The 21,472-nt window shown below is 59.6% G+C and carries 17 protein-coding genes; 11 read left to right on the plus strand and 6 right to left on the minus strand.

Annotation, left to right across the window (positions count from 1 at the left end):
• Window positions 1-85 precede the first annotated feature (85 nt).
• On the plus strand, window positions 86-3,796 hold the full coding sequence (metH, locus tag ACM6IQ_RS21415; protein ID WP_414879769.1) for a methionine synthase: 3,711 nt from the start codon (window positions 86-88) through the stop codon (window positions 3,794-3,796).
• A 114-nt stretch (window positions 3,797-3,910) separates the two neighbouring features.
• Window positions 3,911-4,129, plus strand: coding sequence for a DUF2970 domain-containing protein (locus ACM6IQ_RS21420; RefSeq protein WP_017339173.1), 219 nt, complete (start codon window positions 3,911-3,913; stop codon window positions 4,127-4,129).
• Here the strand turns inward: ACM6IQ_RS21420 and ACM6IQ_RS21425 are convergent.
• Window positions 4,126-5,199, minus strand: coding sequence for an ABC transporter substrate-binding protein (locus tag ACM6IQ_RS21425; protein ID WP_414879770.1), 1,074 nt, complete (start codon window positions 5,197-5,199; stop codon window positions 4,126-4,128). The genes ACM6IQ_RS21420 and ACM6IQ_RS21425 overlap by 4 nt on opposite strands.
• Before the next feature lie 524 nt (window positions 5,200-5,723).
• Here ACM6IQ_RS21425 and ACM6IQ_RS21430 point away from each other — a divergent pair.
• Window positions 5,724-7,382, plus strand: a complete 1,659-nt coding sequence (locus tag ACM6IQ_RS21430; RefSeq protein ID WP_414879771.1) for a nitrite/sulfite reductase — start codon at window positions 5,724-5,726, stop codon at window positions 7,380-7,382.
• Window positions 7,366-7,860, plus strand: a complete 495-nt coding sequence (locus tag ACM6IQ_RS21435; protein WP_017339176.1) for a DUF934 domain-containing protein — start codon at window positions 7,366-7,368, stop codon at window positions 7,858-7,860. Before ACM6IQ_RS21430 ends, ACM6IQ_RS21435 begins: the two co-directional genes overlap by 17 nt.
• Window positions 7,861-7,914: 54 nt before the next feature.
• On the opposite strand, the gene ACM6IQ_RS21440 is transcribed toward ACM6IQ_RS21435, so the two are convergent.
• The 3 genes from ACM6IQ_RS21440 to sohB form a co-directional block, all read right to left on the minus strand.
• Window positions 7,915-11,730: a dermonecrotic toxin domain-containing protein gene (locus ACM6IQ_RS21440; RefSeq protein ID WP_414879772.1), complete on the minus strand. Its 3,816-nt coding sequence runs from the start codon at window positions 11,728-11,730 to the stop codon at window positions 7,915-7,917.
• On the minus strand, window positions 11,727-12,116 hold the full coding sequence (locus ACM6IQ_RS21445; protein ID WP_414879773.1) for a hypothetical protein: 390 nt from the start codon (window positions 12,114-12,116) through the stop codon (window positions 11,727-11,729). The genes ACM6IQ_RS21440 and ACM6IQ_RS21445 overlap by 4 nt, the downstream gene beginning before the upstream one ends.
• Before the next feature lie 133 nt (window positions 12,117-12,249).
• Window positions 12,250-13,272 carry a protease SohB gene (gene sohB, locus ACM6IQ_RS21450; RefSeq protein WP_017339179.1) on the minus strand — a complete coding sequence of 341 codons (1,023 nt, stop codon included), beginning with the start codon at window positions 13,270-13,272 and terminating at the stop codon, window positions 12,250-12,252.
• A 202-nt stretch (window positions 13,273-13,474) separates the two neighbouring features.
• Here sohB and ACM6IQ_RS21455 point away from each other — a divergent pair, with 202 nt between their 5' ends.
• The 6 genes from ACM6IQ_RS21455 to ACM6IQ_RS21480 all read left to right on the plus strand — a co-directional run bounded on the left by ACM6IQ_RS21455 (window position 13,475) and on the right by ACM6IQ_RS21480 (window position 20,076).
• A complete protein-coding gene (locus tag ACM6IQ_RS21455) occupies window positions 13,475-14,185 on the plus strand; it encodes a histidine phosphatase family protein (RefSeq protein WP_017339180.1) in 711 nt (236 codons plus the stop codon).
• Between the two features lie 64 nt (window positions 14,186-14,249).
• Window positions 14,250-14,564: an SCP2 sterol-binding domain-containing protein gene (locus tag ACM6IQ_RS21460; protein ID WP_414879774.1), complete on the plus strand. Its 315-nt coding sequence runs from the start codon at window positions 14,250-14,252 to the stop codon at window positions 14,562-14,564.
• A gap of 293 nt (window positions 14,565-14,857) precedes the next feature.
• A complete protein-coding gene (locus ACM6IQ_RS21465; protein WP_414879867.1) occupies window positions 14,858-16,705 on the plus strand; it encodes an amidohydrolase in 1,848 nt (615 codons plus the stop codon).
• A 170-nt stretch (window positions 16,706-16,875) separates the two neighbouring features.
• Window positions 16,876-17,739 carry a LysR family transcriptional regulator gene (locus ACM6IQ_RS21470; protein WP_017339183.1) on the plus strand — a complete coding sequence of 288 codons (864 nt, stop codon included), beginning with the start codon at window positions 16,876-16,878 and terminating at the stop codon, window positions 17,737-17,739.
• 106 nt (window positions 17,740-17,845) lie between these two features.
• Entirely contained in the window at window positions 17,846-18,991 is a 1,146-nt protein-coding gene (locus ACM6IQ_RS21475) for a sterol desaturase/SRPBCC family protein (RefSeq protein WP_052909696.1), read from the plus strand.
• A complete protein-coding gene (locus ACM6IQ_RS21480) occupies window positions 18,988-20,076 on the plus strand; it encodes an SMP-30/gluconolactonase/LRE family protein (RefSeq protein WP_017339185.1) in 1,089 nt (362 codons plus the stop codon). The genes ACM6IQ_RS21475 and ACM6IQ_RS21480 overlap by 4 nt, the downstream gene beginning before the upstream one ends.
• A gap of 50 nt (window positions 20,077-20,126) precedes the next feature.
• Here ACM6IQ_RS21480 and ACM6IQ_RS21485 read toward each other — a convergent pair whose 3' ends face one another.
• Both ACM6IQ_RS21485 and ACM6IQ_RS21490 read right to left on the minus strand, forming a co-directional pair.
• The gene (locus ACM6IQ_RS21485; RefSeq protein ID WP_414879775.1) at window positions 20,127-20,369 is read right to left on the minus strand and encodes a hypothetical protein; all 243 of its coding nucleotides are present in this window, start codon (window positions 20,367-20,369) and stop codon (window positions 20,127-20,129) included.
• Window positions 20,370-20,478: 109 nt separating this feature from the next.
• Window positions 20,479-20,721: a DUF465 domain-containing protein gene (locus ACM6IQ_RS21490; protein WP_017339187.1), complete on the minus strand. Its 243-nt coding sequence runs from the start codon at window positions 20,719-20,721 to the stop codon at window positions 20,479-20,481.
• 216 nt (window positions 20,722-20,937) lie between these two features.
• Between ACM6IQ_RS21490 and ACM6IQ_RS21495 the strand changes: the two genes are divergently transcribed.
• Window positions 20,938-21,459 carry a DUF4142 domain-containing protein gene (locus tag ACM6IQ_RS21495; protein WP_414879776.1) on the plus strand — a complete coding sequence of 174 codons (522 nt, stop codon included), beginning with the start codon at window positions 20,938-20,940 and terminating at the stop codon, window positions 21,457-21,459.
• The last annotated feature ends 13 nt before the right edge of the window (window positions 21,460-21,472 follow it).

The raw sequence follows: 21,472 nt of genomic DNA on the forward strand, positions 1-21,472 counted from the left end.
TTCATGCAAAAACCGAACATGCTCTAAAAGCGCACAGGTTTGCTATGATTCCGGCCCTTCGTCATGGCCTTTCCGAGTAGTCCAAATGTCCGATCGCAGTATTCGCCTTCAAGCTCTCAAGCACGCCCTTAAAGAGCGCATCCTGATTCTCGATGGCGGTATGGGCACGATGATCCAGAGCTACAAGCTCGAGGAGCAGGATTACCGTGGCAAACGCTTTGCCGACTGGCCGAGCGATGTCAAAGGCAACAACGACCTGTTGGTGCTGACGCGCCCGGACGTGATCGGTGGTATCGAGAAAGCCTACCTGGATGCCGGCGCGGACATTCTGGAAACCAACACCTTCAACGCCACCCGGATTTCCATGGCCGATTACGGCATGGAAGAACTGGCCTACGAACTGAACGTAGAAGGCGCTCGCCTGGCGCGCAAGATCGCCGATGCGAAAACCCTCGAGAACCCGGACAAGCCGCGCTTCGTCGCTGGCGTGCTCGGCCCGACCAGCCGCACCTGCTCGCTGTCGCCGGACGTGAACAACCCCGGTTACCGCAACGTGACCTTCGATGAACTGGTGGAGAACTACACCGAGGCCACCAAAGGCCTGATCGAAGGCGGCGCCGACCTGATCCTGATCGAAACCATCTTCGACACCCTGAACGCCAAAGCCGCGATCTTCGCCGTGCAAGGGGTGTTCGAAGCGTTGGGCGTCGAACTGCCGATCATGATCTCCGGCACCATCACCGACGCTTCCGGCCGCACCCTGTCGGGCCAGACCACCGAAGCCTTCTGGAACTCCGTGGCCCACGCCAAACCGATTTCCGTCGGCCTGAACTGCGCACTCGGCGCCAGCGAACTGCGCCCGTACCTCGAAGAGCTGTCGAACAAGGCCGGCACCCACGTCTCCGCGCACCCGAACGCCGGCCTGCCGAACGAATTCGGCGAGTACGACGAACTGCCGTCGCAAACGGCCAAGGTCATCGAAGAATTCGCCCAAAGCGGCTTCCTCAACATCGTCGGCGGCTGCTGCGGCACCACGCCGGGCCACATCGAAGCCATCGCCAAAGCCGTCGCCGGTTATGCACCGCGTGAAATCCCGGACATTCCGAAGGCCTGCCGCCTCTCGGGCCTGGAGCCGTTCACCATCGATCGCAGCTCGTTGTTCGTCAACGTTGGTGAGCGCACCAACATCACCGGTTCGGCCAAGTTCGCCCGACTGATCCGTGAAGACAACTACACCGAAGCCCTGGAAGTCGCCCTGCAGCAGGTTGAAGCCGGCGCGCAGATCATCGACATCAACATGGACGAAGGGATGCTCGATTCGAAGAAGGCCATGGTGACCTTCCTCAATCTGATTGCCGGTGAACCGGACATCTCCCGCGTGCCGATCATGATCGACTCCTCGAAGTGGGAAGTGATCGAAGCCGGCCTGAAGTGCATCCAGGGCAAGGGCATCGTCAACTCGATCAGCATGAAGGAAGGCGTCGAGCAGTTCATTCATCACGCCAGACTGTGCAAGCGCTACGGCGCCGCCGTGGTCGTAATGGCCTTCGACGAAGCCGGCCAGGCCGACACCGAAGCACGCAAGAAAGAGATCTGCAAACGCTCCTACGACATTCTGGTCAACGAAGTCGGCTTCCCGCCGGAAGACATCATCTTCGACCCGAACATCTTCGCCGTGGCCACCGGTATCGAAGAACACAACAACTACGCCGTGGACTTCATTAACGCCTGTGCCTACATCCGCGACGAACTGCCGTATGCGCTGACCTCGGGTGGCGTGTCCAACGTGTCGTTCTCGTTCCGTGGCAACAACCCGGTGCGTGAGGCGATCCACTCGGTGTTCCTGCTGTATGCGATCCGCAACGGCCTGACCATGGGCATCGTCAACGCCGGTCAGCTGGAGATCTACGACCAGATCCCGGTGGAACTGCGCGACGCCGTCGAAGACGTGATCCTCAACCGCACCCCGGAAGGCACCGACGCCCTCCTCGCCATCGCCGACAAGTACAAGGGCGACGGCAGCGTCAAGGAAGCCGAGACCGAAGAGTGGCGCGGCTGGGACGTCAACAAGCGTCTGGAGCACGCACTGGTCAAGGGCATCACCACGCACATCGTCGAAGACACCGAAGAATCGCGCCAGTCGTTCGCGCGCCCGATCGAGGTGATCGAAGGCCCGCTGATGTCCGGCATGAATATCGTCGGTGACCTGTTCGGCGCCGGCAAAATGTTCCTGCCGCAGGTGGTGAAATCCGCCCGCGTGATGAAGCAAGCCGTGGCCCACTTGATCCCGTTCATTGAACTGGAAAAAGGCGACAAGCCGGAAGCCAAGGGCAAGATCCTCATGGCCACGGTGAAAGGCGACGTGCATGACATCGGCAAGAACATCGTTGGCGTGGTGCTGGGCTGTAACGGCTACGACATCGTCGACCTCGGCGTGATGGTGCCGGCGGAGAAGATCCTGCAAGTGGCCAAGGAGCAGAAATGCGACATCATCGGCCTGTCCGGTCTGATCACGCCTTCGCTGGATGAAATGGTCCATGTGGCCCGCGAGATGCAGCGCCAGGACTTCCACCTGCCGCTGATGATCGGCGGCGCGACCACCTCCAAGGCACACACGGCGGTGAAGATCGAGCCGAAGTACAGCAACGACGCGGTGATTTACGTCACCGACGCCTCCCGCGCCGTCGGTGTAGCGACGCAGTTGCTGTCCAAGGAATTGAAACCGGCGTTCGTCGAGAAGACCCGCCTGGAATACATCGACGTTCGCGAGCGCACCGCCAACCGCAGTGCCCGTACCGAACGCCTGAGCTATGCGGCCGCCATCGCCAAGAAGCCGCAGTTCGACTGGAGCACCTATGCGCCGGTCAAACCGACATTCACCGGTTCCAAAGTGCTGGACAACATCGACCTGAAAGTCCTGGCCGAATACATCGACTGGACGCCGTTCTTCATCTCCTGGGACCTGGCCGGCAAGTTCCCGCGCATCCTCCAGGACGAAGTGGTCGGTGAAGCCGCTACGGCGCTGTACGCCGATGCCCAGGAAATGCTCGCCAAGCTGATCGACGAGAAACTGATCAGCGCCCGTGCGGTGTTCGGTTTCTGGCCAGCCAACCAGGTGCGTGACGACGACATCGAAGTCTACGGCGATGACGGCAAGCCCTTGGCCAAACTGCATCACCTGCGTCAGCAGATCATCAAGACCGACGGCAAGCCGAACTTCTCCCTGGCCGACTTCGTGGCGCCGAAGGACAGTGAAATCACCGACTACGTGGGTGGCTTCATCACCACCGCCGGCATCGGCGCCGAAGAAGTGGCCAAGGCTTATCAGGACGCGGGTGACGATTACAACTCGATCATGGTCAAGGCCTTGGCCGACCGCTTGGCCGAGGCGTGCGCCGAGTGGTTGCACCAACAGGTCCGCAAGGATTATTGGGGTTACGCCAAGGACGAGACGCTCGACAACGAGGCACTGATCAAAGAGCAATACACCGGCATCCGCCCTGCTCCCGGCTATCCGGCCTGCCCGGATCACACCGAGAAAAGCACCCTGTTCGCCTTGCTCGACCCTGAAGCCAGCGAGATGCAGGCCGGGCGCAGCGGCGTGTTCCTCACCGAGCACTACGCAATGTTCCCGGCGGCGGCGGTCAGCGGCTGGTACTTCGCTCACCCGCAGGCGCAATACTTCGCCGTGGGCAAGGTCGACAAGGATCAGGTGCAGAGCTACACCTCGCGCAAAGGCCAGGAGTTGAGCGTGACCGAACGTTGGTTGGCGCCGAACCTCGGTTACGACAACTAGGATCAGTCTCCCGGCCACAATTCCGTGGCCGGTCGAGAGACCGCTTCCACATTTGCTTTGTGCTGGCCGCGGATTGTCTATGCTTACTCTTCACACATTCGTGACGAGGGGTTTATGGACGATCCAGTCGACAACAAGCCGCCCACGCTCTGGCAGATGCTGCACAGTGTCATGGCGGCGGCGTTCGGGGTGCAGAGCGGGAAGAACCGGGCCCGGGATTTCACCCACGGCAAGCCCAGTCATTTTGTGATTCTGGGGATTCTGTTCACGACGGTGTTCGCCTTGGCGCTCTACGGCATCGTGCAGCTGGTGCTGTTGCTGGCAGGGGTTTAGCGCATCAGGGTTTGCAGGCTGAACGGATAGCGATAGGACGTCGGCCGTCCCTTGGCCGACAGGCGACGGAAGTCCACGCCGTAATCCGGCGAGTCGCCCATGGCCAGCATTCGCCTGGCGGTTGCCCTGTCGACCAGTTGCAGCAATGGAATCTGGCGATCACGGCCGCCGTACTGGCTGATGTCCACGCCCCGATCGAGGTCATGCAATTCCACCAGAGCCCAGCCACCCAGGGTGAAATGACCGCCCAACAGGACGCTCAATCGTCCATCCACTTTCGCTTTCAACGCGGCGGTAGAGGTGTTGACTGCGCTGAACAACGCGCCCTTTCCGGGTACGCCGCCGGTCTCTGAATACGCCTGCATGGCGCCAAACGCCATTTCGTCATTGGCGGACCACACCAGCGACACCTTCGGATAGCGCCGAAACAGCAATTTCGCCTGTTCATACGCACGGTCCCGAGTCCAGCCGCTGTACACCAGTTGCCGCAAACGCACCTCGGGATGCTCGGCCAACGCGCGCATCATGCCTTGCTCGCGCAGCTGCGCCGATGGCGTGATCTTCAGGCCGGAGAACGCCAGCAACTCGATCACCTCACCGGGCGCCACGGGCGGATGCTGGCGGATCAGCTCCTTGAGCATCAGGTAGCCGCCCTCCTCGTCGTTGGGCACCAGGCTGCCCAGCCGATCAGGACGCTCACCCAACAGACTCAGTTGATTGGCCGTCAGCGACGCGTTGACCATAAACAGCTTCACCCCGCTGCCCTGAGCCAGGCGCAGGATTTGCGGGGCAACGTACTGTTCGTTGACGAACACCAGATAGTCAGGACGATCGGGGCCTTGCAACGCTTGACGGGCTTGCGCCAGCGCGAGCTCCGGCATGCGCCGGGAGTAGAGAATGCGCAGATCAATACCCAGATCCGTGGCGGCTGCCTGCATGAATTGCGAATAACTGACCCAGAAGGCTTCATCCACCTTTCCCGGATTCAGGAACAACACCGATTCCGCACGCGCAGCAGGGCCGCAAGCCGCGCCCAGCATCAGCAGGAAGGTGCAGAAAAACTTCAGCATTGATCGTCCGAGCCCCCGGAAATTCGCTGCGCATTATAGCCAGCGAACCTCCGTAAAACGGCGTTTATTCCGGTTTTTGTCCGACAATCGTCAGCGTCGGGCCCGGACGGGGTCGGTTATTGATGGCTGACCCAGAATACCGCGGTGCCTACGACCAGAATGATCAGAAACAGAATGGCCCACGCATCGACCGTACTGTCAGGCTTTGAAGCTTTGGTAGGGTTGCTCATTGCATCGCCTCTTGTCGGTTTTATCGGTGATTGCATAAAGACTCGACCACAGTAAAGACGAGGATTGCCCACACCACAAATACGGGTTTATCAATAACGGTTATCGTTAGTCGTTTTGGTTCTTTGCATATACTCAAACATCACTTTTGCGCATAACTCCAAACTGGTATCTTGCCCCGGCTCCGTAGGGAGTGCGCGGCCGTGCGCGCAGAATTGCCGAGGCAGTATCGGAGATGTCAGCAAGCGAAAATCGCCACTGGATCCGACCGGCCCAAGCCTGAGAACAGGACTTATATGTACGTATACGACGAGTACGATCAGCGGATCATCGAGGACCGCGTCAAGCAGTTCCGTGATCAGACCCGACGCTATCTGGCAGGCGAGCTGAGCGAAGAAGAATTCCGCCCTCTGCGCTTGCAAAACGGGCTTTATATCCAGCGTTTCGCCCCGATGTTGCGGGTGGCGGTGCCTTACGGCCAGCTGACTTCGCGCCAGACGCGAATGATGGCGAAGATTGCCCGCGACTACGACAAGGGCTATGCCCACATCAGTACCCGCCAGAACGTGCAGTTCAACTGGCCGGCGCTGGAAGACATCCCGGACATCCTGGCTGAGCTGGCCACCGTGCAGATGCACGCGATCCAGACCAGCGGCAACTGCCTGCGCAACGTCACCACCGACCAGTTCGCCGGCGTCGCTGCCGATGAGCTGATCGACCCGCGCCCATGGTGCGAGATCGTTCGCCAATGGACGACATTCCACCCGGAATTCGCTTACCTGCCGCGTAAATTCAAGATCGCGATCAACGGTTCGACTTCCGACCGTGCCGCCATCGAAGTCCATGACATCGGCCTTGAGCCGGTACACAACGCCGCGGGCGAACTGGGCTTCCGTGTGCTGGTCGGCGGTGGCCTGGGCCGCACCCCGGTGGTTGGCGCGTTCATCAATGAATTCCTGCCGTGGCAAGACCTGTTGAGCTACCTCGACGCCATCCTGCGTGTGTACAACCGCTATGGCCGTCGCGACAACAAGTACAAGGCGCGGATCAAGATTCTGGTCAAGGCCCTGACGCCTGAAGTCTTCGCACAGAAAGTCGATGCCGAAATGGAACACCTTCGCGGTGGCCAGACCACGCTGACCGAAGCCGAAGTGCATCGCGTCGCCAAACACTTCGTCGACCCGGACTACAAGGCACTGGACAACCAGACCGCCGAACTCGCCGAACTCGACAAGCAACACCCGGGCTTCGCTCGCTGGCGTACCCGCAATACCCTGGCGCACAAGAAGCCGGGTTATGTGGCCGTGACCCTGTCCCTGAAGCCGACCGGCGTTGCGCCGGGCGATATCACCGACAAGCAGCTCGACGCCGTGTCCGACCTGGCCGATCGTTACAGTTTCGGTCAACTGCGCACCTCCCACGAGCAGAACATCATTCTGGCCGACGTTGAACAGAGCCAGTTGTTCGCCATGTGGGGCGAATTGCGCGAGCAAGGTTTCGCCACGCCGAACATCGGGTTGCTGACCGACATCATCTGCTGCCCTGGCGGCGATTTCTGCTCGCTGGCCAACGCCAAATCGATCCCGATCGCCGAATCGATCCAGCGCCGTTTCGACGACCTGGATTATCTGTTCGACATCGGCGAACTCGACCTGAACATCTCCGGCTGCATGAACGCCTGTGGTCACCACCACGTCGGCCACATCGGCATCCTCGGGGTGGACAAGAAAGGCGAAGAGTTCTACCAGGTATCCCTCGGCGGCAGCGCCAGCCGCGATGCGAGCCTGGGCAAGATCCTCGGCCCGTCCTTTGCCCAGGAAGCCATGCCTGACGTGATCGAAAAGCTGATCGACGTGTACATCGAACAACGTACCGAAGACGAGCGTTTCATCGACACCTACCAGCGTATTGGCATCGACCTCTTCAAGGAACGCGTCTATGCAGCGAATCATTAAGAACAACGAAGTCGTCGACGAAACCTGGCACCTGTTGCCAAAGGACTTCAACATCGACGAGATCAGCAACTGCGACGACCTGATCGTCCCGTTGCAACTGTGGCGCGAGCACAGCCGCATGCTCAAGGCCCGCGATGGCGGCCTGGGTGTATGGCTGGATGCCGATGAAGAAGCCGAAGAGATCGGTGAAGACGTCGCGAACTTCCAGGTCATCGCCTTGAACTTCCCGGCCTTCACTGATGGCCGCAACTACTCCAACGCCCGCCTGCTGCGTGACCGTTACGGTTTCAAAGGCGAACTGCGGGCGATTGGCGATGTGTTGCGCGACCAGCTGTTTTACATGCATCGCTGTGGTTTTGACGCCTTTGCGATTCGTGCCGACAAAGATCCGTACGAAGCCCTGGAAGGTCTCAAGGACTTCTCGGTGACCTATCAGGCCGCCACCGACGAACCGCTGCCGCTGTTCCGTCGCCGCTGACCACATAAAGCCCTGGTCCAATGGGATCAGGGCTTTATCGGCTCCACCCATCTGCTATCGCTCGATCGGAATCGGTCGCCCCAAAGCCACCCAGTCCCGGTAAATCTGCGCACGGTTTTCCAGTGTGGTGAACACCGCAAACGGGTTATCGAACGCGCCCGCCGGCATCAGTGGATTCAGGGTCAATCGGCCCCACAATTCATCCGAAGCATCCGCTTCACTCAACAGCCGCCATACCCGTGCCTGAAGATCCAGGTAATTGACCCGAAAATCCGGGGTGAGGGTCAACGTGTTCATGGTCCCTAGAAACCGCCCACCACCCGGCTTGAGCGCCAGTTGCAGCCAGACCTGCATCCTGGCCTCGCGCAGCCCTGGTTCAATCCCGTTCAACCAGGCCAACGGATTCGCATAGTCAGGACCCTGTGCACTCAACCACAGGTTGATCCCCGTTTGTTCTCGATGCGCGACCAGCCGCTGCAAGGTGTCTTCATCGCTCAACGGGTTGTTCCACAGCAGCACCCGATCCCTGGCGATCGCCTGGTTCAGCACCGCTTGGGGGATGCGCGTGATCTGGTTATCGCGCAAATCCAGGGACGTCAGGTATGGCTCATCCATGATCCCGACCGGGCAATGGCTGATGCGGGTATTGCGCAGGTTGAGTTGGCGCAGATTGTTCAAGCCCAGCACCATCGGCGGTACACCCAACGGGTTGTCGCTGAGGTCGAGGCTTTGCAAGCTTGTCAGCTCAGTCAGTTGTGAAGCGGCGCGTTCACTGAATACCAGCTGGGTGGCGCGCAGATTGAGTGAGGACAGGTTTCTCAACTGGCACAGAGCAGGCGGCAAGGCATTCCCTTCCTGGCCGTCCACCAGGAAATGACGCAAGTCGACGTTTTCCAGATTCAACACCTCGAGATTCGGGAAGCTCTCGAGAAAGCCGTTCAGACTGTCCTCCTCGGTCAGATGGAAGCCTTGCATCGACAATTCGACCACATCATCAAGCCGCACGCTCAGGGTGGGCAGTCGGTGATAGTCCTCGAAGGCGAGATCGAGCCTGACACGGCGGTTCGGCGCGCGCTTTTGCCAAATAGCGGCAAGTTCCACGGCGAGCTCCGTCCTGACTGTCTGTTCCTCGTGCAAGGCCATTTGCAGGAAGTGGGCATTGTGCACGGCAATTTGGGCAGGGTTCATACCCGCCGCCTCTTCATCGCCCATGGCCAGCATGGGAACGTCCATGTCGGCAATGTCTTGCACCGTTTGCTCGACCCAGCCATTCAACTCGGTGTTGAGTTGTTGGAACTGCAGATTCAGCCGATCGATATACGCCTGCACCGAGATGCCTTCGCGCTGTATGACCTGATCCACCTCAGCATCGGTGAAGTCCGGGTAAATATCCTTGATCTGTAATCGGGTGGCTTGCAATGCCATGGCTTCACCCTGAGGCGTCGACGGGTAGCCTCCACCGCGCAACCCCTGGCGTTCGAAGGTCAGCCCTGAATCGAGCCTTTGCAAACCGAGCAGGGTTTCAGCTCGGGACAATGCACAATCGCTGAGGCTTAGCCGCAACTCGCTGGCCGGATTCCGTGATGTGAGATGCAACACCGAGCGTTCCTCGTCCGACAGTACGCCGAGGATCGCGTCATAGAAATCCGTTGGCCGACCCTGCCGCAGGTAACCGTTGCCTGCCTTGATGACGCTTCGGTAATGGGTGGCATCAAGGGGCCCGCAACGGTCAAGAACCCGGCCGGTGGACGAACCGTCGAGGACCTCGATTCGCAAATCTTGCGGCCAGCCGGGCAGTTTTTTCAGGGAGTGCAAGGCCAGCGTGTCCGTGTCGGCATTCGCAACCGCCCGCAGATAAAAGCCTTCATAGGCGCGATTGAGCCGCACATGTTGTTGGTATTCCCGTGCCTTGCCGTCCAGGCGTGCGAAAAGCTGCCTGGCCTCGGCCACGTCGGGGGTCTGTTGGATGTCCACGCCGTAGCGGTCAAGCATTTGCTCGATCGCGGCTGTTGGCAGGTCCGGGTATTGCTGCTGGAACAGACGGACCCATTCGTGCTCCGAACGCTGGAGTGCTTCGTAACGCTGACTGAATTGCGCAGCCTCCCCGACCGGGCCGAGATCGTGATCGATCCTGAAGCGACTGATGGTGTCCGCCAGCAAGGGCGTCGGCGAGCGGCCAGCCTGCATCAACCGCAGCATATCGTCGTCAATCGCGCTGACCTTGCCGATCTGTGCCAACACTTCATCACTGAAAGACGCCACCGAGGGGCCGATGGCGCGAATGAGCTCGACGCGGCTCGCTGGCGTCACGCTCACCGGATCGGGCGTCGGGGCAACGGCCACTTCCGACTCAGGCCTGAGTTCTTCCGCTGCTGAATCGACGATGGCCGTTTCACCTTTCAGCGCCACCTCCGCGCCTACCGGCAACGCATTGAGCAAGCCAAAAACAGTGCGCGTCACGCCCTCTGAGCGATCGCGTGAAGTTGTGCCATTGGCCACCTGATCAATGCCGTAGCCCGCGTCAATAAGTCCGGCCAGCGCCAGTATCCCCTCGCCTCCCGGAACGAACAACGCCAGTGGCCCGAACCGGTTGACCCATTGCACAAGCGGTTCAACGACTGCGCTTAGATTGCCACGATTGACCTGGGCATCGTCACGGATGCTTTGGACAGTGGCCCGGGCGGCCTGCTTCATCGTCAGCACGCAGTGGGCAAACGCATCGGTGGCGGATGCAGGATCGTCGTAGCCGATGTACTCGTCCGGATCCCAGTAGCCGTCGTTGTTGAAAAAGCCGGCATTGTTCGTCAGCCAGTGTTTCCCCGGATACAACGCCATGCCATCCAGCGCCGTCAGGACACCGGCATGAAACGTACCGTCCTCGCGATCATCCTCGGCAAAGTGGGCGGCCAAAGCCTGTTTCGTTTCATTCACCCGGCCTTGTGCGGCAATCCATTGGTGCAGTTGAGTCGCGTCGGCGAATTCGTGCAGCGGGGAAGAATTGCCGGGGATGAACAACAGCACTCTGGCACTGGCGGTGTCACGGAAGGCCCAGATATCTGTCGCGGTGTAACGGTAGAGCTTCAACCGCCCGGCCCTGACGGCTGAAGGAGCGAGAGTCGGTGCTTGCAGTTGCTCGATGGTCAGCGTTTCCCAAGGCTGATCCGGCGGCAAACCTGCCGCTTGCATCGCAAGCTTCAGGCCTTTTGGCGACAGGCGCTGTTCGTGAAGTTGCAACCAGGCCGCCATGACGAACGCCGCTTTGACCGACGTTCTCAACGCATAAGGTTTGGGCGCGAGAATGACGTCATCGGCCGGCCAGGCTTGACCGAGATACGCTTCGTACAAGCCCTTCAATTCCAGTTCCCAGACCCACTTCTTGAAATCGGCTGGCCTGAGATTGATCTGTGTCGGCGGCCCGTAGACTTGCGGTGCGGTTCGGCGATAAACACCTTCATACGTCTGGTGATTGCCGCTGCCGTGATCGGCAAACTCATCGGCATTTTCCACGATGCGTACGGCGGGTCCGATATCCGGTGGCGTGTACAAGCCGAACGCGGTTTCGGCGAAACGGCCGTCCCCCACAGTCTGGTCGTTGGACAGCAACGTTTGCAGCAGCGACCGGGAGCTCGCCACCCGCCCCTGCTCGATACCGTTTTCTGCAGGATGCCCCTTGTAGTTGTAATCGAGCGTGACCAGCAAGGCCGTCTGCGGATCGATGCCCGCCCCCCACTTTTCCTTGATCAAGCGTTCGCCAAACTGGCCCGGGGATTGTGGCAAGGCGAGATCGATACCGGCTTTCAATTCGGCACGCCATCCTGGCATTGCCGACGGCGTCTGGCCGTCGACAGGATCGTGAGTGAAATCGTTCATCGGGACGCCCCCGAATGGGCGCTGGAACTCGGGACAGGCGCTGCGGGATGGCGTGTCAATGCCGCGCCAGTGAGTTGCCTGAGCAATGCCCGACGCTCATTTTTGAAGTTGTCAAAAATGGCATTCAGGCGTTCCGTGGCCACCGCGCGCGAGAGTTCAGCCTGCCCCTCCACCTTGACGGCCTTCGAGACCTGGTACCCCTTCAGAATGTCGCCGAGTTCACTCCTTGAAGGATTGGTGATCAGACTTTCATAGAGTTCACGTCGCAGCTGACTTGAAGCAGTCAACAGCCAGCCAGGGGCATTGTTTTTAATCAAATCAAAAAAAACACCCTGTTGATCTGGAGTTAATACAGGAATGTTCGGGTTCGCGGGCAGAGATGACATTGTGACCACTCGAAATTAACTAGGAACGCTAGCCTATCGAGCGACTTTCTTAAAAAGTGCTACATATATACCGCCACAAAAAAAACGGCCCCTTTCACCGCGAGACAATGAAAGAGACCATTATTAGCATGTGTTACCAGAAACGTTGCTGCGTCAACCGGCTCCACCAGTTCAGCAATACGCGATCGACCGAACCGCTGGCCGCCATGCCGATGCGTTCCTGCAGGCTTTTGCGTTCGGCATAGTGCAGGTGATAAAGCTCGGATTTTTTCGCCCGTTCGGCAAGGTACTCATCGCTGGTCTTGAGTTCGTCAACCAGCTGCTTGTCGAGCGCGGCAACGCCGAGCCAGATTTCGCCGGTGGCCACTTCGTCGATGGCCAGTTGCGGGCGATAGCGGGACACGAAGTTCTTGAACAGCTGATGGGTGACGTCCAGGTCTTCCTGAAATTTCTCACGGCCCTTTTCGGTGTTTTCGCCAAATACGGTCAGGGTCCGCTTGTATTCGCCGGCGGTGAGGACCTCAAAGTCGATGTCATGCTTTCTCAGCAGGCGATTGACGTTTGGCAACTGCGCCACCACCCCGATCGAGCCGAGGATGGCGAACGGGGCGCTGATGATCTTCTCGCCGATGCACGCCATCATGTAGCCGCCGCTGGCCGCAACCTTGTCGATGCACACGGTCAGTGGCACGCCGGCATCACGAATGCGCGCCAGTTGCGAAGACGCCAGGCCGTAGCTGTGGACCATGCCGCCACCGCTCTCCAGACGCAGCACGACTTCATCCTTTGGCGTGGCCAGGGTCAACAGCGCGGTGATTTCATGGCGCAGGCTCTCGGTAGCCGAGGCCTTGATGTCGCCATCGAAATCCAGCACGAACACCCGGGATTTTGCCTCTGGCTTCTTCTTTTGTTTTTTCTCGGTTTTCGCTTCGACCTTGCGCAAGGCCTTGAGCTGCTCCTTGTCGAGCAAGGTCTGCTCCAGGCGCTCGCGCAGCCCTTTGTAGAAATCATTGAGTTTGCTGACTTGCAACTGGCCGGCCGACTTGCGTCGACCTTTACTGCGCAACGACGCGAAACTGGCCAGGACCACCAGAATGGCGATCACCAGTGTCACGGTTTTAGCCAGGAAACTGGCATATTCGGACAGAAACTCCACAGGGACTCCTTCAATACAAAGCGCTGCATTAACGCGCGCGGGATAGCATCAGCATACCCATGCGCCGGCCCGCCGGCCAGCCGTGAAACCTCTGGCAACAGGCTGTAACGGGCATTTCAAACAAGCGTATGTTTTTTCATTGACAGCTCACCCTCATCCTCATAACCTCGCCAAACCTTCAACGTACCGGGATGACGCGGACGTGGGCAGTATCTATTTGATTCGACATGGCCAGGCCTCCTTTGGTGCAGACGACTATGACGTCCTGTCGCCGACCGGTGTTCGCCAGGCAGAAGTCCTCGGCCAGCATCTCGCCGGGCTGGGTATCCGCTTTGATCGCTGCCTCTCGGGCGACCTGCGCCGCCAGCAGCATACTGCCAGCAGTGCGCTGGAACAGTTCGCTGCCGCAGGCTTGCCGGCACCGATCGTGGAAACCGATTCTGCCTTCAATGAATTCGATGCCGATGCGGTGATCCGTGCGCTGCTGCCGGCCATGCTCGACGACGAACCCGAAGCGCTGGAAATCCTGCGCAACGCTGCGCAAAACCGTGCCGAATTCCAGCGTATTTTCGCTCTGATCATCGAGCGCTGGCTCGCCGGCACGTATGACACCCCGGGCCTTGAAAGCTGGCTGGGTTTTGTCGAGCGGGTGCAGGCCGGCCTGCACCGGATACTCGAAAGCGCCGACAATACACAGAAAATCGCCGTGTTCACCTCCGGCGGCACCATCACCGCCCTGCTCCACCTCATTACGCAAATGCCGGCGAAGCAGGCCTTTGAACTTAACTGGCAAATCGTCAACACCTCGCTCAACCAACTGAAATTCCGTGGTCGCGAGGTAGCACTGGCTTCTTTCAACAGTCATGCGCACCTGCAGCTGTTGAAAGCCCCGGAACTCATCACGTTTCGCTGAGTCCGGACTATTGTGACCCTGGCTGTAATCACCCAGCTCTTATTACCCAAGAAAGGATCGAACCATGACCTCCGTAGCTGATGCCGTACAAGCAATGAAAGCCAAGTTCAACCCAGCCGCTGCTGCCGGTCTGGACCTTGTCTTCGGTTTCCGCATCGACGACACCCAAAACTTCTCGCTGATCGTCAAGGACAGCACCTGCGAGCTGAAAGAAGGCGAAAACCCGGACGCCCAGGTCACTCTGGTGATGGACGGCGAAACCCTGGAAGGCATCGTTGACGGTTCGACCGACGGCATGCAGGCGTTCATGGGCGGCAAGCTGCGCGCTGAAGGCGACATGATGCTGGCCATGAAACTGTCCGAGCTGTTCCCAAGCTAAGACGGCGGTTCCCGCGTTCGGGAGCCTCTCTGGTTGCAAACGAATCCCGCCCCTTGTGGCGGGATTCGTCGTTTTTCACCTTTGGAAAAACGCCCTCTGCAGATTTGCGGTCTATATTCCTTCTGGCCGCATGCGTCAGACATCGGCTGTTCAATCCGATCATTTTTGCGGAGAACACTGCCATGCCCCCACCTGAGGACCACGAAGGTTTCAACCGCCGACGTGTATTGCAAGGCCTTTCGGCAGGTGCCGTCGGTGCCTGGATCAGCCCGCTGTTCGCAGGGAGTAAAACCATGCCAGATACCCCGGCCGACCTCATTCTGTACAACGGACGCCTGCACACCGTCGATCGCAAGAAACCCCAGGCCAGTGCCGTCGCCATCAAGGACGGACGCTTCGTGGTGGTCGGTAGCGACGCGCAGGCCATGGCGCTGCAAGGACCGGGCACGCAAATCATCGACCTCCACGGTCGCACGGTGATTCCCGGTCTCAACGACTCGCACCTGCACCTGATCCGTGGCGGTTTGAACTACAACCTCGAATTGCGTTGGGAAGGCGTGCCGTCGCTGGTCGATGCCTTGCGCATGCTCAAGGATCAGGCCGACCGTACACCCACGCCGCAATGGGTGCGGGTCGTCGGTGGCTGGAACGAGTTCCAGTTCGCCGAAAAACGCCTGCCCACGATTGATGAACTGAACAAGGCCGCACCAGACACACCGGTGTTCGTGCTGCACCTCTACGATCGCGCCCTGCTCAACCGCGCCGCCTTGAAAGTGGTCGGCTACACCCGCGATACGCCGAACCCGCCAGGCGGTGAAATCCAGCGCGACGCCAATGGCGATCCGACCGGCATGCTGATCGCCCGCCCCAATGCGATGATTCTTTACTCGACGCTGGCCAAGGGACCGAAACTGCCGCTGGAGTATCAGGTCAACTCGACTCGGCAATTCATGCGCGAACTCAATCGCCTCGGTGTCACCAGCGCCATCGACGCCGGCGGCGGTTATCAGAATTACCCGGACGACTATCAGGTCATTCAGCAACTGGCCAAGGACCAACAGCTGACGGTGCGCATCGCCTACAACCTGTTCACCCAGAAACCCAAGGAAGAACTGACCGACTTCAAGAACTGGACCAGCACTTCCCACTATGGCCAGGGCGACGATTTCCTGCGGCACAACGGTGCCGGGGAAATGCTGGTGTTTTCGGCGGCGGATTTCGAAGACTTTCTCGAACCCCGTCCGGACCTGCCGCAAACCATGGAACAGGAACTGGAGCCAGTGGCTCGCCACCTCGTCGAGCAACGCTGGCCGTTCCGTCTGCACGCCACCTATAACGAATCCATCAGCCGCATGCTCGATGTCTTCGAGAAGGTCAATCGCGATATTCCGTTCGACGGTTTGCCATGGTTTTTCGATCATGCCGAAACCATCACGCCACAGAACATCGAGCGGGTCAAAGCCTTGGGCGGCGGGATTGCGATCCAGGACCGCATGGCCTTCCAGGGCGAGTACTTTGTCGACCGCTACGGCGCCAAGGCCGCCGAGCACACGCCACCGATCGCGCGGATGCTCGCCGAGGGCGTTCCTGTCGGCGCCGGCACCGATGCCACGCGGGTGTCGAGCTACAACCCCTGGACCTCAATGTATTGGCTGGTCAGTGGCCGCACCGTCGGTGGTCTGGAGCTGTATCCGCAAGGTTTGAGTCGCGACACCGCACTGGAATTGTTCACCCACGGCAGTGCCTGGTTTTCTTCCGAGCAAGGCAAGAAGGGCCAGATCAAGGTCGGGCAACTGGCGGACTTGATTGCGCTGTCGGCGGACTATTTCCATATTGAGGATGAAGCGGTCAAATGGATCGAGTCGGTGCTGACGATTGTCGACGGCAAGATTGTCTACGGCACCGCCGAGTTCGAGAAACTCGGACCGCCGCCCGTGCCGGTGGTGCCGGAATGGTCACCGGTGGTTAATGTGCCGGGGCATTGGAGACCGCTGGCACCGATGACGGCACAGGTTCATCAATGCGTCGGGGCTTGTGCAGTGCATGCTCACAGCCATGAACGGGCGCGATTGTCTTCGGCACCGGTCAGTGACTTTCAGGGATTCTGGGGAGCGTTTGGCTGTTCGTGTTTTGCGTTTTGAGCTGGACGGCTGAAGAGCGCTTCTCCCGGTTCGTGGGAATTCACCGGCGGTGTACATATCCGTTGCTGCGGTAACGGATATGTACCCCCTCAACAAACCCAACAAACGCGCACCAAACGAGTCCGCGTGTATCCGTTTACAATGCCCGAATCTCCCGCACCGGCCTCCCCATGGACATCGATCTCGCCCGTACCTTCCTGGAAATCGTCCGCCACGGCAGCCTCGCCGCCGCAGCGGAAAAACTCCACGTCACCCAGACTGCGATCACCGCACGTGTACAGAAACTCGAAAACCAGCTGGGCAGCACGCTGTTCGTGCGTAACCGCGCCGGTGCTCGTCTGACTCCGAACGGCGAAGCCTTTGTGGTCTACGCCAATCAGCTGGTCGAAACCTGGGAAGCCGCGCGCCGGGACTTGCCGTTACCTGAGGGATACCACGACGTACTGCACATCGGCGGCGAAGTCAGTCTGTGCAACCCGTTGATGCTCAGTTGGGCCGCCGAACTGCGGGAGAAGATCCCCGGGCACGCGCTGCGCATGGAGATCCGCGACGGCGAAAATCTGCTGCGTCAACTGGAACTGGGGGTGCTGGACGCGGCGCTGGTCTATCAGCCCGAATATTGGCCGCGCCTGCAAGTCGAGCAGATACTGGAAGAAAAACTGATTCTGGTTCGTCTGGCCGGAAAGTCTGATCCCTACGTGTACATCGACTGGGGGCAGGACTTCCGTCGGCAGCATGATGCCGCGTTACCGGAGAAAGCCAAGGCGGCGCTGAGCTTCAACCTCGGCCCCCTGGCCTTGCAATACATTCTGGAAAACGGCGGCAGTGGCTACTTTCGTACCCGAGTGGTGCAGAGTTACCTGGAAAGCGGTGTGCTGGAACAAGTGCCGAAAGCTCCGGAATTCAGCTACCCGACCTATCTGGTTTACTCCCGCGACCGTGACTCGGCCACCCTGCAACACGCCTTCGACCTGCTGCGCGAAGTCATCCAGACCGACGATGACTGGTCGCAACGCTGGAACCCGCTGACCTGAGTCCGCTTTACACCGGAACTTGGCATTTGTGTCCCCTGGCTTTGGCCCGCCGGAAACGGCGGGATCGTCTAATCTGCTGGGACAACAATAACCACAGGTGAACGCAGTGAGGCAGACCACCGAGGCTTTTCGCAGCCGCTATCGCGCGGACATTCATCCACGCTACAACCCCTGGCTGCACGGCGGGTTTGTGCTGCTGTTCGGCTTGCTGGCCATCGGTGCATTCTGGAACACCGTGCATCAGGTGCTGCCGCTGGAATGGCTCGCCGTGCCACTGACGTTGTTGTTCTTCAACTTCGGCGTGTACGCCGTGCATCGTCACCTCGGGCATCACAAGAAAAGCTTCGCGCGGATGTTCTATGCCCGCCATGCCGGTGATCATCACAGCTTCTTCGCTCCCGGACACATGACGTATGACAGCGCCCGCGACTGGCGGGTGATCCTGTTTCCAGCCTGGCTGATCGTGGTGCATACGCTCGTCATCACCCTGCCCGTCTGGTGGCTGCTGGCGCAGTTCGATGCCAACGTTGCCGGCCTGGTCGGCGGCTGCCTGGTCCTCGGTTACCTGACCTATGAAGTGTTCCACGCCTGCGAGCACCTGCCGCCCTCAAACCCGGTGACACGCTGGCCATGGATCCGCCAGATGCGCCGCCTGCACGAACTGCATCACCGTCGGGAGTTGATGCAGGAACGCAACTTCAACATCGTTTTTCCACTGACGGACTACCTGTTCGGCACCCTGTATTGGGAGCCCGAACCCACGCACCTGCACCCGACGAGAACGCCCATGACCCGTATGCAGCATCAGATCACTATCGCCGGCAACCCGATTGACGTACTCGCCTACGCCAGCACCGTGACCCGTTGGCCGGAGTGGCACCCGTCGTCGCTCAAGGTCAAGGGCCAGGGCGGGCCGCTGCATGCAGGGTCACGCTTCGAAGAAGACATCCGGGCCGGCGGGCGCGAGGGCCATTTGAGCTGGGCGGTGAACGAGTATTTGCCCGGTCGTCGCTGGAGCGCTCGCGCCCAGGGCGATCATGGCTTGTCGTTGGTAGTGACTTACGAATGCGAGGCCGAGGGCGACGGCACCCGTTTTGTCCGCACTCTGGAATACCAGTTCAGCGGCCTTGGAATGCGCATCGCCAACCGTCTATTGCTGAAGCGGCGCATCGATCATGAATCGGCCGCCTCGATGCTGGCCTTGCGCGAAATGGCCCGCAAGCACCTGGCCCCGGCAGGAGTCACGGTGTGAGTCGAACCGTCGCGTTTCGCCGTGTCGTGTTGCTGGTGATCGTGGTCATTGCAGCGTTCCTGCTGCTGATGCCGACCAAAGTGCAACCCGTGGCCTGGACGCCGCCACCGGCGCCGTCTCTCACCAGTGGGCCGTACGCCGACAATCAACGTCTCAAAGGCGTGGAGCGTGTGGGCGCCGAGGATATCGATGGGCCGGAAGCCTTGCTGCTGGAGGACAACGTGCTCATTACCGGCCTGCATGACGGTCGGCTGATTCGCACCAGCCTCGACGGCAAGGTCACCAAAGTGCTGGCCGACACCGGCGGCCGGCCGTTGGGCCTGGCCCGTCACCCCAATGGTTTGCTGGTCATCGCTGACGGGATCAAGGGCTTGCTGTCGCTGGATGCCCAGGGGCGGTTGATCGCCCTGTCCACCGCAGCGAATGGCGTGGACTTCGGGTTCACCGACGACGTGGTCATCGACAAGTCCGGGCACTACGCCTATTTCAGTGATGCTTCCAGCCGCTTCGGATACGGCCACGACGGCGAGGCGATCATCGAGCACGGCGGCGATGGTCGCTTGCTGCGCTATGACTTCCAGACCGGCAAAACGGCAGTCCTGCTGGACAAACTGGAGTTTGCCAACGGCGTGACCCTGGGACCGGACGAGGCATTTGTGCTGGTCAACGAAACCGGCGCCTATCGCATCAGTCGATACTGGCTCAGCGGTCCGAAGGCCGGCACCCACGATCTGTTTATCGACAACCTGCCAGGCCTGCCGGACAACCTCGCATTCAATGGCAGGGACCGTTTCTGGGTGGCACTGTATGCCCCGCGCAACGCACTGCTCGACGCCACTGCAGCATATCCCTTCGTGCGCAAGATGATCGTGCGGGCGATGACCGTCCTGCCCAAACCGGTAGAGAAACGCGGGTTTGCCTTGGGGCTGGATGTCGAGGGCAAGGTGATTGCCAATCTGCAGGACGGCAGCCGCGACAACTACTCGCCGATCACCACGGTGCGTGAGTATGGGGAGTGGTTGTATTTCGGGTCGTTGAAGGCCAGACATATGGTGCGGTTGCCGTTGAGCAAGGCCTTGCAGTAAACCTGTGGGAGCGGGTTTGCCCGCTCCCACAGGACAGGTGTCAGGTCAAATCAACGCGGATCCATCTCGCCATCGCGCACCGCATTATCGGTTTCTTCACGCACGCGTTCCGGGTCGAGGTCGGTGCCGTCGTCCTGATCCATGGGGATGGCGCCTTCGTTGTTCGGCAGTTCGTCGATACCCGGTTCATCTTCAGGGTTGACGGTGGTGCGCCCGGGGCTCAAGGGCTCGGGACGGGTGGGGATGGGGTCGTAGCCGCCCTGCTCTTCGCTCGGGAATTTTGGGTCATTCATTGGGCACCTCGCATGGAGCCGTAAAGTCGGACTCTGATCATTCGAGGTGCCGGGATTTATCACCGTTCCAATTTTTCAGCCACCGGTCGTCGGTGGCTGAAGCGACACGTCAGGACGGTGCCTGAAGTTGTTGGACGATCTTGTCCTTGAACTGCAAGCGCTTCTCCTTGAGCTTCTTCAGAGCCTCATCACTGGGCGCATCCGATTGGGCGGTTTCAGCCTTTACCACCTCGGCGTCCGCCTGCGAATACTTGTTGATCAGTGAATCCAGTAACGGATCCTTGGTGCGTTTTTGCTGGACATCTTCCTTTGACAGTTTCAAATCCGCATAAAGGTCGTGTGGCACCGGCATGGAACACCTCCGTTTGTTGATCGGTGGCAAACGCGATCGATTGCGCTCACCAACTATCAGAATGGCCTCGGTTGGCGCGTTCTGTCGACCGCCTATCAGACCAGCGGTGTCCGTTCGTCGTCCTTTTGTAAGGCCGATTAAACCTTTTCCCGCCCGTCGGCCTCCACAGATTAACGATCACCTGATCGCCCATGAAAACCTGTGTGGAGAAAACCAATGGACGGATTCAACCTGCGCCACCTCACTTTGGCCGTAGCCTTGAGCACCAGCATGGGCGCGGCGTTCGCGGCCACTTCAAACGATTTCGTCGACAAGGCCGCCGCCGGCGGTATCGCCGAGATCGAAACCAGCCGGCTCGCCCTGGAAAAAAGCGCCTCGGCCGACGTCAAGGAATTCGCCAACATGATGATCACCGATCATTCCAAGGCGAACGATGAACTGGCGACCATCGCGAAGAAACACGACATCGAGGTGCCTGACACCACGACACTGGTGAAGCAGGCCAAGGAAAAGATTCTTGATATGCGTGACGAATCGTTCGACGCCGCGTACGCCAACAATCAGGTCAAGGCGCACGAAGACACCATCGAACTGTTCAAGAAAGAAGCCAACACCGTGACCGACGACAAAGTCAAAGGCGCCACGGAACTGAAAGCTTTCGCACAGAAAATGTTGCCGGGCCTGGAAAAGCACCTGGATGGGGCGAAAAAACTGCAAGCTGCCCATCCGAGCAAATAACGCGCCCCAAATA

The organism is Pseudomonas sp. IT-P100 (genome assembly GCF_949767185.1).
GTDB classification, from domain to species: Bacteria; Pseudomonadota; Gammaproteobacteria; order Pseudomonadales; family Pseudomonadaceae; genus Aquipseudomonas; species Aquipseudomonas fluorescens_B.

Excerpts from the sequence above, each read along its gene's own strand:
- metH (WP_414879769.1), top strand. The coding sequence starts at position 86 with ATGTCCGATCGCAGTATTCGCCTTCAAGCTCTCAAGCACGCCCTTAAA.
- ACM6IQ_RS21420 (WP_017339173.1), top strand. The coding sequence starts at position 3,911 with ATGGACGATCCAGTCGACAACAAGCCGCCCACGCTCTGGCAGATGCTG.
- ACM6IQ_RS21425 (WP_414879770.1), bottom strand. The coding sequence starts at position 5,199 with ATGCTGAAGTTTTTCTGCACCTTCCTGCTGATGCTGGGCGCGGCTTGC.
- ACM6IQ_RS21430 (WP_414879771.1), top strand. The coding sequence starts at position 5,724 with ATGTACGTATACGACGAGTACGATCAGCGGATCATCGAGGACCGCGTC.
- ACM6IQ_RS21435 (WP_017339176.1), top strand. The coding sequence starts at position 7,366 with ATGCAGCGAATCATTAAGAACAACGAAGTCGTCGACGAAACCTGGCAC.
- ACM6IQ_RS21440 (WP_414879772.1), bottom strand. The coding sequence starts at position 11,730 with ATGAACGATTTCACTCACGATCCTGTCGACGGCCAGACGCCGTCGGCA.
- ACM6IQ_RS21445 (WP_414879773.1), bottom strand. The coding sequence starts at position 12,116 with ATGTCATCTCTGCCCGCGAACCCGAACATTCCTGTATTAACTCCAGAT.
- ACM6IQ_RS21460 (WP_414879774.1), top strand. The coding sequence starts at position 14,250 with ATGACCTCCGTAGCTGATGCCGTACAAGCAATGAAAGCCAAGTTCAAC.
- ACM6IQ_RS21465 (WP_414879867.1), top strand. The coding sequence starts at position 14,858 with ATGCCAGATACCCCGGCCGACCTCATTCTGTACAACGGACGCCTGCAC.
- ACM6IQ_RS21470 (WP_017339183.1), top strand. The coding sequence starts at position 16,876 with ATGGACATCGATCTCGCCCGTACCTTCCTGGAAATCGTCCGCCACGGC.
- ACM6IQ_RS21485 (WP_414879775.1), bottom strand. The coding sequence starts at position 20,369 with ATGAATGACCCAAAATTCCCGAGCGAAGAGCAGGGCGGCTACGACCCC.
- ACM6IQ_RS21490 (WP_017339187.1), bottom strand. The coding sequence starts at position 20,721 with ATGCCGGTGCCACACGACCTTTATGCGGATTTGAAACTGTCAAAGGAA.
- ACM6IQ_RS21495 (WP_414879776.1), top strand. The coding sequence starts at position 20,938 with ATGGACGGATTCAACCTGCGCCACCTCACTTTGGCCGTAGCCTTGAGC.